The 14,474-nt window shown below is 34.4% G+C and carries 8 protein-coding genes; 6 read left to right on the top strand and 2 right to left on the bottom strand.

Features of this window, described 5'->3' with window-relative positions; genetic code table 11:
* Positions 1 to 226 precede the first annotated feature (226 nt).
* Positions 227 to 2,230 carry an ATP-dependent zinc metalloprotease FtsH gene (ftsH, locus tag TERY_RS15600; RefSeq protein WP_011612712.1) on the bottom strand — a complete coding sequence of 668 codons (2,004 nt, stop codon included), beginning with the start codon at positions 2,228 to 2,230 and terminating at the stop codon, positions 227 to 229.
* A 728-nt stretch (positions 2,231 to 2,958) separates the two neighbouring features.
* On the opposite strand from ftsH, the gene TERY_RS15595 reads away from it, so the two are divergent.
* On the top strand, positions 2,959 to 3,504 hold the full coding sequence (locus TERY_RS15595; RefSeq protein WP_044137626.1) for an NADPH-dependent FMN reductase: 546 nt from the start codon (positions 2,959 to 2,961) through the stop codon (positions 3,502 to 3,504).
* 1,009 nt (positions 3,505 to 4,513) lie between these two features.
* Positions 4,514 to 5,548: a tRNA lysidine(34) synthetase TilS gene (gene tilS / locus TERY_RS15590; RefSeq protein ID WP_011612710.1), complete on the top strand. Its 1,035-nt coding sequence runs from the start codon at positions 4,514 to 4,516 to the stop codon at positions 5,546 to 5,548.
* 180 nt (positions 5,549 to 5,728) lie between these two features.
* On the opposite strand, the gene hmpF is transcribed toward tilS, so the two are convergent.
* The gene (gene hmpF, locus TERY_RS15585) at positions 5,729 to 7,468 is read right to left on the bottom strand and encodes a pilus motility taxis protein HmpF (RefSeq protein ID WP_011612709.1); all 1,740 of its coding nucleotides are present in this window, start codon (positions 7,466 to 7,468) and stop codon (positions 5,729 to 5,731) included.
* Between the two features lie 524 nt (positions 7,469 to 7,992).
* On the opposite strand from hmpF, the gene TERY_RS15580 reads away from it, so the two are divergent.
* From TERY_RS15580 to TERY_RS15565, 4 genes are all read left to right on the top strand, one after another.
* Positions 7,993 to 9,210: a DUF4388 domain-containing protein gene (locus TERY_RS15580; RefSeq protein ID WP_011612708.1), complete on the top strand. Its 1,218-nt coding sequence runs from the start codon at positions 7,993 to 7,995 to the stop codon at positions 9,208 to 9,210.
* A 705-nt stretch (positions 9,211 to 9,915) separates the two neighbouring features.
* Positions 9,916 to 10,281, top strand: a complete 366-nt coding sequence (locus TERY_RS15575; RefSeq protein WP_011612707.1) for a response regulator — start codon at positions 9,916 to 9,918, stop codon at positions 10,279 to 10,281.
* Positions 10,282 to 10,293: 12 nt separating this feature from the next.
* A complete protein-coding gene (locus TERY_RS15570; protein WP_011612706.1) occupies positions 10,294 to 10,812 on the top strand; it encodes a chemotaxis protein CheW in 519 nt (172 codons plus the stop codon).
* 167 nt (positions 10,813 to 10,979) lie between these two features.
* The gene (locus TERY_RS15565) at positions 10,980 to 14,297 is read left to right on the top strand and encodes a methyl-accepting chemotaxis protein (protein ID WP_011612705.1); all 3,318 of its coding nucleotides are present in this window, start codon (positions 10,980 to 10,982) and stop codon (positions 14,295 to 14,297) included.
* Positions 14,298 to 14,474 lie beyond the last annotated feature (177 nt).

The following is a 14,474-nucleotide window of genomic DNA, read 5'->3' as shown; positions in this document are numbered from 1 at the left end:
GCTATGATAGATGCGGCAGGACGAACCATACAAATAAAGTCTAATTTTTATCCCGACGCTCTCTTTCCGAAAGCGCGGGACTTACCCTAGGTCGAGTTAAATTGATTTTAGGTATGATTAGATTACAAGTTATAAATCTTCTTCTCCCTTGCCCTTAATAAAAACGAGAATAAAATTTATAATTAAAAATTATATTGAAGTTCAGACAAAAAAACTAACTTAAACCTCAAATTTTCTTTTCCAAATTAATAAGAGACTTTTGTTTTTTCGGTAACTCCGTATATTCTGAAACTATTCTGCGAAATTCATCACCCTCAATAGTCTCTTTTTCTATTAATAAATCTACTAACCTATCCATCAAAACACGATTTTCTCTGATAATTTTTCGAGCTTTTTCATAACAATGAAAAACCATTGTTCGTATTTGATGGTCAATTTTAATAGCAACTTCCTCAGAATATTCTGGCTGCTGGGACTGCCAACCTCGGCCCAAAAAAACTTCCCCATTTGGATTTTCCAAAGCCAAAGGCCCTAAGTCAGACATTCCATAGCGAGTTACCATCTCACGAGCTAAACTGGCCACACTCCGAATATCATTGGCCGCTCCCACCGTAACTTCCGCTAAACCAAAAATCTCCTCCTCAGCAGCACGTCCTCCTAGAGAAATTGTAATCCTGTCTATTAACCAACCACGGGTATACATTCCACTATCAATCATTCCTTCATCCATAATTGGTTGAGCAAAACCACCAACTCCACCAGAACGAGGAATAATAGTCACCTTATTAAGAAGGTCAGAATTTTTCAGTAGAGTCATCAACAAAGCGTGACCTAATTCATGATAAGCAATTAACCGTTTTTTCTTACCATCCAATAATGGGGTGAGACTCAAACCAATAGTCACTCGGTCAATAGCATCATCAATTTCATTAGGTGTAATTCCTTCTTTACGTCGTCTAGCAGTTAGAATAGCAGCCTCATTCAACATATTAGCTAAGTCTGCTCCCGAAAAACCAGGTGTCTTTCTAGCGATCGCCTCTAGGGATATCTCTGGAGTTAACTTCTTATTGCGAGCATGAACTTCCAAAATGCCCAAACGCCCTTTATAAGCAGGCAAATCTACAGTCACCTGTCTATCAAACCTACCTGGACGTAATAAAGCAACATCCAAAACATCAGGTCGGTTAGTCGCAGCAATAATGATAATTCCACTATTACCCTCAAAACCATCCATTTCAGTTAGTAGTTGGTTAAGAGTTTGCTCTCGTTCATCATTACCCCCACCAATACCAGCACCTCTTTGTCTACCTACCGCATCTATTTCATCTATAAATATAATGCAAGGAGCATTTTCCTTAGCTTTTTTAAACAAATCTCGTACACGAGAAGCTCCCACACCCACAAACATTTCCACAAATTCTGAACCAGAAATACTAAAAAAAGGAACCCCTGCTTCACCTGCGATCGCCTTTGCCAATAGAGTCTTACCAGTCCCTGGTGGCCCTACCAACAATACACCTTTAGGAATTTTAGCCCCAATAGCTGTAAACTTCTCTGGCTTTTTCAAGAAACTGACAACTTCCTGAAGTTCCTCCTTTGCTTCCTCAATACCTGCTACATCTTCAAATAATACCCCTGTTTTAGCCTCCATCTGAAAACGTGCCCTAGACTTACCAAAGTTCAACGCATTTCCCTGAGACTGACTAGAACGACGCAAAATTGCCAATAGTACAACAATGACCACAAAAACGATAAGAATATTAAATATGATCCCCATAGCAACGCTATTGTCAGGAGAGCGCTTTAATTCAAAGTCAATTTTTTGAGCACGAACCTGATCAAGTAGTTCTGGGACATGCTCAAACATCTGAACTATATACATTCCCTCCCTGCTCCTTTGCCCTTTCAAGCTAACCTTAGCAATTCCACGAGAGGGATAGTAATCTATTTCTGTTACTTCTCCAGCTTGAATTTTGTCTAATAGCTGACTATAGCTAAGATTTTTTTGCGTACTGTTAGCAAAAGCTGGACTTACTAATAATACTGCTTGAGCAATTATCCCAGTAGCCAAAATTTTCCACCCTAATTTTCTGGTTAATTTTCCACCAGGAATTCTACCAAAAAGAATTTTAGCCTTTTGAGTATTGGATTGAGCTTGGCATAATGACCAGTTATGGTGATTAATTCCCTTTAGCTCATCAGTTTTAATTTGTTGCCCAAAATTTTTCATAATTAATTGTGGCCTTTTATCTTGGGTTTTGGGTATATTATATATAAATAACGTATTTCAGAATTAACGTTTGTTTACTTGTTTTCTTATTTTAGCTTGAGAGTAGGTTTCACGAAGCAATAAATTCCGCACTAGAATCTTGTACTTACCACTCGCCGTTAAGATACATCCACTCCAACTATATTTTTCAATCCCTTCCCTGTTCTGGAGAAAATAAATCTACCAGACAACTTTGAGACCTTTGTCTGATGCTAATGGTAATTTTATTTTTCCAGGGTTAAGGTTTCCTTGATTCAAAAAAATTGTCAATTAAAATTATTTCTGTATCGAGAATAGGACATGTCATCATTGACCTTATTCACCTTTCTCCAAAATTAGGTTAAGTTCCCTCCCCTCTATCTAATAGATTTATACTCAAGCAAGTGAGGGTTTTGTCTCAGGCTAGAAAAAATCAATTGTATGTCCCGATCACAATTGCTTTAAACACATAAATTCTATTCCATCCTAGCACCCACCTTCAGGGCAGCCCTTTTTCAAAGTATCGTAAGTTAATGATAGACGGGTTAAGGTAAATCAAGAGTCAAGAATGATGGGGCAATTTACGGTCACTAAAATTTGTCGATTCTCCAGTGTTGGAGTATTGTTAATATTATAATACTTATAGTGTAATTACCTCAAATCAGGACAATCTATTTGTGGTTAAGAAAACATCTTTTAGTTTAAATGCAATGGTAAAAATTGTAGGAATTGGTGGTAGTCTAAGATCTAGTTCCTTAAGCCTGCAAGCTTTAAAAATAGTAGCCGAAAGAGTAGAAGCCATCGGTGCTGAGGTAGAAATATTGGATTTGGGGACTCTTAAACTTCCCTTTTGTAATGGTGGGAATGAGTATCCAGAATATCCAGATGTTGACAAAATGCAGCAAATAGTCAAGCAAGCTGATGGTCTGATTTTAGTCACTCCAGAATATCATGGCAGTGTCAGTGGTTTGATGAAAAATGCCCTTGACTTAATGAGTTTTGAACATTTAGATGGAAAGGTAGCAGGTTTTATTAGTGTTTTAGGAGGTCAATCAAATGCCAATGCCCTCAATCATTTACGGCTAATTCTGCGATGGGTCCATGCTTGGGTAATTCCAGAACAAATAGCTATTGGTCAAGCTAGGAATGCTTTTTCTAATGACGGTAAAATATTAGATGAAAAATTATCAGAACGTTTTGATAAATTCGCTCAAAGCTTAGTAGAAAATACTCGAAAAATAAGAGGTTATAGTTAACTTTATATGACTTAGGAAGTAAGTATATATATACCCTAATAATTCAAAAATATTGCTCACGAAGTATTAAATTAATTCCTCAAAAAATCCCAATTTAATAGATAATTAAGTTCCTCTATATAATTTATATGAAAAACATAAGCTTTAATTGATACATATTTACTAAGATTTACTCAATTTTTATAATAACTGGATTTTAAATTCTAAATAGAGTCTAAACTCCAGTACTAATAAAAGTTAATGACAAGTAATGTTATACTTAGGTAAAACTTAATTTATTAAGCAATTAATACAAGCCAAATCAATTTTTTGATGATTTAATCTAAGTTGATATTAATTATTGTTATATTGACTTTTAACCATACTTAAAATACTTCCCTACCTCTATACTAAATAAAATGTAGAAATTTTTTTTGATAAATTTTACAACTGTACTTTAACTAAATTTATCTAATGACCTAGAAAATGTCAGCTATAATATAATTTCCTGAATTTACAAATGTGTTCATTGGAGCTTCTAACACAGAGCTTTAACAACACATTAATATTATAAAATATCATGTAAAACAAGACATCATTCAATTTCAGGGAGGATATTTTATTTTTGATAATAGAGTTATCAATAAAAAACACTGCAAAAAAAAATCTACTTTTAAGACGATAATATAGTAGTGGTAATGAACATTAAGTAATTTCAGGCATTATAAAAATTTATATCATAAAAAAATATCTTAATCTTAACTTATTTAAGAATTGGTTGATGGAAATAAATATTAATAGGCTATAATCCCTACTATACTCAAAGTTGCTCAGATATTATAGTTCATTTAGAATCTAATTACTAAAAGCTAGGTAAGATAAGACTGTCTAAGGATCTAATTACTAAAAGCTAGGTAAAATAAAACTTTTAGCTTAGGTTACAAATATGGTCTAAGGAATTTGACAACATTTTAATACCAGGAATTCAATTCGGATAGAGGGGAAAAAATGCTAACAGTACCTTAAAATTATGCCATATCATAAATCTTCCCACCAAAATTGGACACCACTCCATGCCCAACTACATCAAACATTACGTCAAAGAAAATTATTACCAAAAAATCAAAGAATATTAATCGCAGTATCCGGTGGCCAGGATTCTCTATGTCTAACTAAATTATTATTAGATTTACAATCAAAATGGGGTTGGTATTTAGCAGTTGCTCATTGTGACCATAAATGGCGATCTGACTCAGAAGCTAATGCTAACTATGTCAAAAAAATAGCCATAAATTGGCAACTTCCATCTTATGTAGAAACAGCAGATAAAATTTATAAAAGTGAAGCAGAAGCTAGAAAATGGCGTTATCAAGTTTTGAGTAAAATTGCTTTAGAATTTAATTTTCAATACATTGTAACTGGCCATACAGCTAGCGATCGCGCAGAAACTCTCTTATATAATCTCATTCGTGGTAGTGGAACTGAAGGCCTACAAGCTCTAACTTGGCAACGTCCCCTAATTGAGAATTTCTTACCCTTACTTGTACGTCCTCTATTAGAAATTACTCGCACCCAAACAAGTAACTTTTGTCAAGAGCAAAAAATCAGAATTTGGGAAGATTCTACAAATCAGGATTTGCATTATGCTAGAAATCGTATTCGTCTGGAATTATTTCCTATTTTACGTCAGTTTAATCCTCAAGTTGAACTAGCATTAGCAAAAACAGCAGAAATACTTAGTGCTGAAGTTAAATATTTTGAAAATGAGACAGAACAGTTATTAGAAAGGGTGACAAAAATAGATACAAATAATTTCAATCTTTCTCAATTTGAATCGCAACCAGTCAAATATTTTATCAATCGTTTAGTATTACTTCAAGTACCTCTAGCATTACAACGTAGAGTCATGAGACATATCTTACAGAAAGTTTTACCTGTAAATCCTAACTTCAGTCATATTGAAAAGCTAACAACCCTAGTTAATGCTCCTAACCATTCTCAAACAGACCCTTTTCCTGGAGGAGCGATCGCCAAAGTTAAACACCCCTGGATTATTCTAGTATAAATAACTACTACTCCTTATTTAATTCGACAAAATTCTTTTTTAAAATTACCATTATTATTGAAAAGCAGTTAAAAATTTTCTGGTGCAGTATTTCAGTTGCTCTACTTATTAGTATATTGCCTATAAATAGATACCTCATTTTCGATGTATTTTAGCTAATGTTATGTATGGGGTTATAATTTATGATGAAAAATCCCACTTTGCCACACTTTGCATCAGTTGTTGTAACTGAGCCACTTGTTCACCTATACCTTCTACTTTATTGACTCCACCTACCGCCTCTTCAAGTTGGCGTCTCAATTGTTCTAAATTACCTTCTAGAGGTAGCATAATTTTTTGATATACCCCAGTTCGACCCTCTATATTTACCTTTTTGTTTTCCCTTAAACTCAACTCTAACGAATCAATTTGATTTCTTTTAATTACTTGTTGTTGAGTTTGGCAATTAATCATTTCTTCTTTTTGGCTAATTTCGGTTTGTATTTGTTGAATTTCAGCCTCTAACCTTTGTAACTCTTCAATCAATTGCTGCCTGTAAGCCTCAAGTTGTAATAGTATATGTTTTATATTGATATGACTCAAGTCTTCTTGATCAGAAGAATTACCCAACCTACCCAAAAGAACTGCTTGATGCTGAGTTAATATTTTTTCTCTTTCCTTAAGATTTCTTTGAGAACCTACCAAAGACTCATTTAAAATTCTATAGCGGTCTATCTCTTCTAAAAGTTCTGAGTTCAAGTTAATTCTGTCATATTCATTAGCTTGATCAATTCTTCTTTTCAAAGCATCCATCTCTTGCTTTTGTAATGCCAACTCCTCTTCCTGGTCTCTAACAAAACTCATATCTATTTGTAAATCTCGTCGCAAACTTTGTACCAATTCCTCTAACTCATTAAGAGGAACTTTTTCCAGAGCTTCAACATCTACTTTCTGATTAATACTATCATTCTCTAATGCTGTAACTAGATAACTCAGTTGATCATAGAGTTGTGCCTGCCTCTGAATTTGGCCATTTAATATTTGACTATACTTTTGCTTACTGACCAATAAAGTTTGTTGAACTCTCAATTCCGTAGTCTGATCAGCCAAAGATTCCTGAACTTGTTGCCATTCTAGCCATTTGCTTTGGACATGATTAGCCAGATTATCTATTTCTTCGTGTTGTGGATTATAGTCTGTATTTGCTGTATTTTCCAACTGTTGTCTACTTTGTTGTAGAGTTTTCTTTTGATTCTTAACTATTTCCAAAGATTGACTTAACTTTTCTTTCAAAGAATTTGTCCAAGTTACCGCCTCAGTCAACCAACTCAATAAATCTTGAATATATTGAGATTGCTCGGGATTATAAATTGCACTTTCAGCTAATTCTTCTTGATGTTGCTCAAGGTTATGTTTTTGCTTTTGTAATTCTAAACGTGTAACTTCCAATTCTTTTCGGCTGAGTTCGATCTGTTTCTGAAGTTCCTGAGATTCTTGTTGAGCTTGACTAAATTTGTGACGCTGCTCCTCGAGCTTATTGATTTCAGCCTGTAGCTCTTCAAGTTCCTCCTCCTTAGCCTGTAATTCATTTTCGCGACGGTTTAGCTCCTGGGCTTGATAAGTTAGAGAAACTTTCCATTGCTCAATTTCTTCCCATTGTGTCTTAGACCTCTCTTGGGAGCGAGAGAAGTTTTGCAGAATTTTCACTAACTGACGCCCAGCATCTTGAACCTGCAGCACCTGCTTATTGTTATTCAAATCTACTATAACTAATACACCAGCGGAAAATTCCTTAGCTTCATCAGCCGGGATAACTTCTTCCCCAGGTACAGCCAGCCAATTATGTTCACCACGCTGACAGGCCAGCAGTTTCAAATCAGTTTTACCACCACCAAGACCAAAACTAGTTGGTCTTCTTTGTACTTCTGCTAAATACAGCACACCGTTATCCTCTTGAGGTTTCTATCCTAAAAGCTTAATTTCCATAATTTATTATGTTATCACCGAAAGCCAGAAAATTACTATACTACTGTGAATATTAGAGACTAAATAATTATTTAAATTTACTTAAAAGAAAAAAATTACTAGCTACCAAATTAATTAAACATTGGTATACCTACCTTTAACTAATATTCTAATTAAAAAATTACTAAGCTACCTTTTTTTGAATTCAGATGGTAAGCTTAGAATATAATTTAAAATTATTTTTCCTGAAATGAAATTGAATATATTAAGGAATCCTACCATTTTTGAAAAAACTTAGTTATTTTTCAAAAAACTAAAAGGGATATGAATGTGAAAGGAGATTTTGGGGAAATGATATACAAGGTATGAATAGTAAATATCTTGTATTAAGTACTTATGACTCACTTTTAACTGTACATCAGACATTAGCTATAATTGCCATGTCTCAAATTGCAAATTTTTTCTCATAAAGATTATATTTTTTATATTTTACAAGCTGCATGCAGGGAAATTTAAATGAAATTGATATCCGCAGCATCCTGCAACTTATAGACTTAGGTCAGCGAACTGGTGAACTTTTTGTTAAGGCTTATAGCTCACCAGTTAGTAGTAATATTGCTGAACCCGAAAAGCACTTTCCCAAAGAAGCATCTTGGTTTGTATTTTTTCTCAGTGGTCAGATTATCTACGCTACCCCAAGTGCAGGTAGTTTATTTCGTTTGAAAGACTATTTACATCGCTACAAAGCAGATAGATATCTTGATACAATTAAGGTTCCTTCTGTTGCATCTGTCAATGCTCCCGAGTATGGATACTTATGGGCTTTGCTAGAAAAGGGTCTGCTCACGCCAGCCCAGGGACGTAGTATCATTAATAATATGGTGTATGAAACTCTATTTGACTTACTAAGTCTTCGCCGAGGAGCATTTATTTTTGAGCTTGGGCCAGCACTCACACCTCAGCTAACCACTTTAGAAGTTAGGTCATTGTTGGCAAAAATTATGAAACAAATACAGGAATGGAATCAGTTTTCTCCTTATATTCAATCTGTTGAACAGTGTCCAGTAATTTCAGTTCCAGCCCAGTTAAAGAAAGCATTAAAACCGAGAATATATAATATTTTAAGTCATTGGTCAGATGGCCAGACATCTATACAACAAATAGCTAGATATCTAAACAGAGATGTATTAACAGTAGCCAAGGCCATTTATCCTTTCGTACAAAAAGGTATAGTGCAACTGCTAGATCAATCTTCAGAAACAAGCATGATTAAGAAATCAAAGCCATTAGAACGAGAAACCAAAATTTGTAAAGTAGTATGTATTGATGATGATTTAGTGATTCGGGAAACAGTTAAATCAATCTTAAATCAACATGGTTATGAAGCTAGTAGTCTGAGCGATCCCCTCAAGGCGTTGGGAGAAGTATTTTATATTAAGCCAGACTTAATTTTATGTGATATTGCTATGCCCGAACTAAGTGGTTATGAGATTTGCGCAATGTTGCGTAACTCTACAGCATTTCACCAAACACCTATCATTATGCTAACTGGTATAGAAGGATTTATTGATCGGGTTAAGGCCAGAATAGTTGGAGCTACACACTATTTGACTAAACCTTTCGGAGAAAATGAATTACTAATGTTAGTAGAAAAGTATATTGGACCAGGATTAGTAGAAGGTCCTGATAATAACAGAATTTACTCAAAAAATAAATAGGGTTGGATTAATAAAACCTATTAGTAAGTGCAGGGAATGGGAAATGGCCAATAGTTACAGTATATTAATTTTTCGGCATTTTTCTCACTCTGGTTAGGGAAAATCTCAAGTGAGGGAATATTAATTTTGTATTTTTTGAACAATACCCTCAAGGTAAGCTACTATTCAAAATTATGTATAATCAGGATTCTATATTTATTCAGCCAACCCTAAGTAAGGAGTATTGAAAATGTTTTATTCATATCTGTGACAATAATCTAGGGAAAATTGTTGAGAAAAAATATTATTTTATTTATAAAGATTATCAACTACTATTTTAATAATGATTAATAGGCCAGCTCCTCACCCTTATAGATAATTTTAAGATCAAGAAAGATAGACGAAGTTTATGGGCATACTAAATTTAAAGTTGACGAGAAAATTATGTTTGATTTCATGAGTAAGTATGATTTGGACCATTACTGTGGCAGGAAGGTACGAAGATTCTTAGAATAACTTTCAAGGTTTATTCTTTTCCTGACAAAGAAAGAAAACTAACTAAGTATAAAAATTGACTGGGCCATTCAAACAAAGAACATAAAAATATCCATCGGTGGATATAAGTTAATTTAGGTAAGCCCAAAAATCAAAAAATCGGAAAATCTTAAGAAATACTTATACTTTAAACTATTAATCAATCCCAGCCAAAGCTATCAGGAAAAAAAAATGAGCAAAGTTCTAGTGGTAGAAGATAGCGTTACCCAAAGAGAAATGATATCACAGCTTCTCAAAAATAGTGGATTAGCAGTTACCGTTGCTAATGACGGAGTAGAAGCTTTGGGGCGACTAAAAAATACTAAACCCGATATAGTAGTATTAGATATTGTGATGCCAAAAATGAATGGTTATGAAGTCTGTAGGAGAATAAAATCCGATCCTCAAACTAAGCATATTCCAGTAGTTATGTGTTCTTCAAAGGGAGAAGAGTTTGATCGTTACTGGGGCTTAAAACAAGGGGCAGATGCCTATATTGCTAAACCATTCCAGCCCACAGAACTAGTGGGAACAGTTAAGCAATTATTAAGACGCTAAACTTAAGAATCTATGATAGGCAATGAAGATTTTTTACCAAGCCAAGGTATAGGGATCCAAGAATTAGAAAATCCTGAAGGTGAACAACATTTGCGATTTTATTTACCTTCGGGTAATGAGTTTGCTTTATTAGCAACAGATATTCGAGAAGTGATTTATCAATCTCCAGAAGGTATTACAGCTATTCCCAATGTCTCGCCCTTACTTTTAGGTACAATAAATGTAAGAGGGCGAGTGATTTGGGTTGCTGATTTAGCTCAATTTCTTGGAGAACAAATTCCAATTAATCCTGATCAAACTGAGATTAAAATAATAGCAGTAGAAGACCAAGACACTATATTAGGACTAGCGGTTGACAAGATTGTAGGAATGGAGTGGCTTGATGAAAAAAAGCTGAAAATGTCCACTGATGTTGCAGATGGCATGGCTCCCTTCTTACGAGGAGAGTGGGTCTTTGGTGAGAAGGGAGAGCATATTCTTAGGCTATTGGATCAAGAAGCAATTATTCGCTCGGCTCGATGGGCAGCCTAAATAAAAGTCATAGTTGATAAGTCAAAATAATTGTTTGATTCAGTTATTTATATGTTAAGATTTCTGAATGAGGCTGATTCCCAATTCTTAATTGCGTCAATGATAAAATTAAAAAACTAAAAATAAATAATAGAAATAATATTATTAACTTGAGAGAAGGGCAGCAAATGACATCATCAAGTACAGACTTTTTACAAAATTATCAAAGGGTAGAAGATGCTTACAGTGAAGGTAAATATGAACAAGCAGCAGCTTTAGTTTATGACTTAATTCAAGATTATCCAGAAGATCCTACTTCTCGTCTGCTTTGTGGTCATATATATTGCTATGGGCTCCATCAGTATGATGTGGCAAAAGAACAATACCAGTTAGTCTTAGATTTAAGTGACGATATTGACCTGATTAAGTATGCTCAACAAGGTATTAGTGATAGTGAGCAATTTATCAGAGAGGATCCAGGGCTCTACAGTAATGTTGAAGAAATGCTGGAAGATATTAACATTAATAATGATCAAAATGAAGATTCAAAAGAAGGAGAAGTTTCTAGTTATTTGGAAGCGTTCGCAAATCAAAATGCTTTAGAGCTAGATTTAAAAAACTTAGAAAATGTTACAGATTCAGAACTTATTCTAGATAAAAATAGTGTAGAGCTAAACCCTAAAAACTTAGAAAATGCTATAGATTTAGAACTACTTCTAGATGAAAATGGTCTAGAACTAGATCCTAAAGACTTAGAAGATGTTATAAACTCAGAGCTAATTTTAGATGAGAATGGTCTAGAGCTAGATCCTAAAGACTTAGAAGATGTTATAAACTCAGAACTAATTTTAGATGAAAAGACTTTAGAATTAAAAGCAGAAAACCCGCAAGAAAAGTTTGATTTTGATCAAGAAAATATAGATGATTTAGAATTTACATATCAAGATAATAATCCTTTTGTCACGAATGGTAGTTTGAATAAGGATACAAAGGATGAAGATTCAAAATATGTAGAAAATTTACAGGAGCTGGTCCAATTTGAAGATAATTTGTCTAGAGATGATGGAGATAATGAAGAATTAATAGATCAATTAGCAATAGAAAATAGTAAAGTTTACCCAAATCAAACATCTGAAAAATTACAAGATGATACAGTTGTGAATGGGAAACATAGTGAAGCTATAGAAGAGATATCTGATTTGAGTTTAACTGTAGACCTAGATGAAATCTGGAAAAAGCAACAAAAAGAATTCTTTCAAGAACAAGAAATATCGGAAAATCAAACAGTAGAAGATAAAGAGATAAAAAGTAATATAAATTTTGGCCAAGATTATCCAATAGAAGAGTTGGACTTAGAGGCATTAAATGAAGATTTTGAGAATGTAATGGATAAAATCCTAGACGGCTCTGAGGAAATAGTTGTTGGGGAACTGGATAACATGGAAAACAGTAGACCTGACATAGCAAAATATCCAGAAATGGAAAATCAACATATTAAACATGATTTTTCAGAGATAGATGAAGCCACTTTGTTGATGGGAAATAACAACAACTCTAATTCGGAAAAAACAGACAATGAAGTAGGTAAATTAGGAAATGAATATAATCAATGGGAGAAAAGAGAAGACCAAGGTCAGGGAAGAGTTGAAGAACCAGATGATTTTGAGAACAATGAATTTGATGAAGCAGCATTCAGCCAAGCTTTCCATCTAGATGAAGATGAAAATACGAAAGATAAAAAAGCAGATGGTTTTTTAGAAGATGATGAATTTAGTAATTTTGAGGACTATGATTCCTTGAGTGATGGAAGAAAAATGTTCAGTGAGATAAAGATTCCTGAGATGGGGGTAGTTGCACCAAACTTAGAAACAACAGACAGAGGAATACCTATAGAATTGACAACAGGAGCATTGTTTGATAGTAAAACTGATATTAGTACAATTGATATTGATAATGAAGAAGCTATACCAATAGAAGACCTAGATAATTTAGATCATCAACTGCCAAAATTTAGCAAAAAAATTAAAGGAGAAGCAGTAGATACAAATGTAATGATTGAACAGGGTTGGTTAGCCTTTTTGGAAAATGCTTCCCTATTTCATAAACAATTATACATAGCTGCAGGAACAGGATTAGCATCATTAATAGCAGTAGCTTTTGTTAGTAATATAGTTTCCTACAAAGCTCTACAAGAGAGAAACACAGAACTAATTTCTAATTTGCGTAGCACCGGTTGGATAATGACATTGGGAGCAGGAGCAAGTAGCTTTATAACTGCTTTAGGTCTGAGCAATATAACAACAAGGCAAATAAAAAGAGCAAATAAAGATTTAGATACTCAATTCGATATTATTTCTGATGGAAACTTAAAAGCTAGAGCAACAATTTATTCAGAGGATGAGTTTGGTAAACTTGCTGCCAAGTTTAACTACATGGCTAAAGTTATCCAAGCAACTTACACTGATGCTCAAAGAAAGGCAGAAGAAAATGAGCAGGCAAAAGAAGACTTACAAAGACAAGTAATTCGTTTACTAGATGATGTGGAAGGAGCTGCTCGTGGAGATTTAACTGTTAGTGCAGAAGTAACAGCAGATGTTTTGGGTGCAGTGGCAGATTCCTTTAACTTGACAATTCAAAATTTGCGAGAAATTGTTAATCAGGTTAAGGAAGCTGCTCAAAAAGTAAATCGGGGATCGCTTGATAGTGCTGCTTTTGCTCAAGGTTTATCTACGGATGCTTTGCGACAAGCAGAAGAGTTGGCAGCAACTCTACAATCTGTGCAAGTGATGACTGATGCTATTCAACGGGTAGCTGAAAATGCTCGGGAAACTGAAGATGTAGCTCGTTCTGCTGCAGCTTTGGCATTGAAAGGAGGGGAAACAGTAGACCGTACTGTTGCTGGTATTCTCCAAATCAGGGAAGGTGTGGCAGATGCAACTCGAAGAGTAAAGCGTTTATCAGAATTTACTCAGGAAATTTCTAAAATTGTAAGTTCAATTTCCAGTATTGCCTCTCGCACAAACTTGTTAGCATTAAATGCTAGTATTGAAGCAGCTAGGGCAGGAGAAGCGGGTAAAGGATTTGCGGTGGTGGCAGATGAAGTTCGACAGTTAGCTGATAAATCAGCTAAGGAGTCTAAGAATATAGAACATACAGTGATGCAAATTCAAACTGAGACAGGAGGAGTAATGACTGGAATGGAAGAAGCAACTCAGCATGTGATCAAAGGAACAGCTTTAGCAGAAGAGGCAAAGCAATCTCTGGAAGATATTGTTCAAGTTACAACAAGAATTGATGTCTTAGTTCGTTCTATTGCTGCAGATACAGTAGAACAAAATGAAGTGGCACAATCAGTATCAAAAGTAATGCAAGCAGTAGAAATGACAGCTCAAGAAACTTCTCAAGAATCTCAGCGAGTTTATAGTTCTCTCCAAAATTTAGTAGGTGTTGCTCGCGATTTATTAAATTCAGTAGAGCGTTTCCGCGTAGATACAACAGCTAAATAAACAGGACTTAGGTAAAGACAGTATATGTAGCGCCTACTAATTTAAGCGATTGCTTTAAATTTTATAGCGATCGCTTGAAGATAGATGTCATAGTTAAAATAAGAGTAAAAACTGATTCAGTTCTTGGATAAGATAATTTGAGAGTAATTCATGGGTATTGGTGAGTTGAGCTATGAA

The sequence above is a fragment of the Trichodesmium erythraeum IMS101 genome (genome assembly GCF_000014265.1).
In the GTDB taxonomy this organism is placed as follows: domain Bacteria; phylum Cyanobacteriota; class Cyanobacteriia; order Cyanobacteriales; family Microcoleaceae; genus Trichodesmium; species Trichodesmium erythraeum.
Note: the sequence above shows the minus strand (reverse complement) of the source record. Positions and strands in the feature narration are given on the sequence as shown.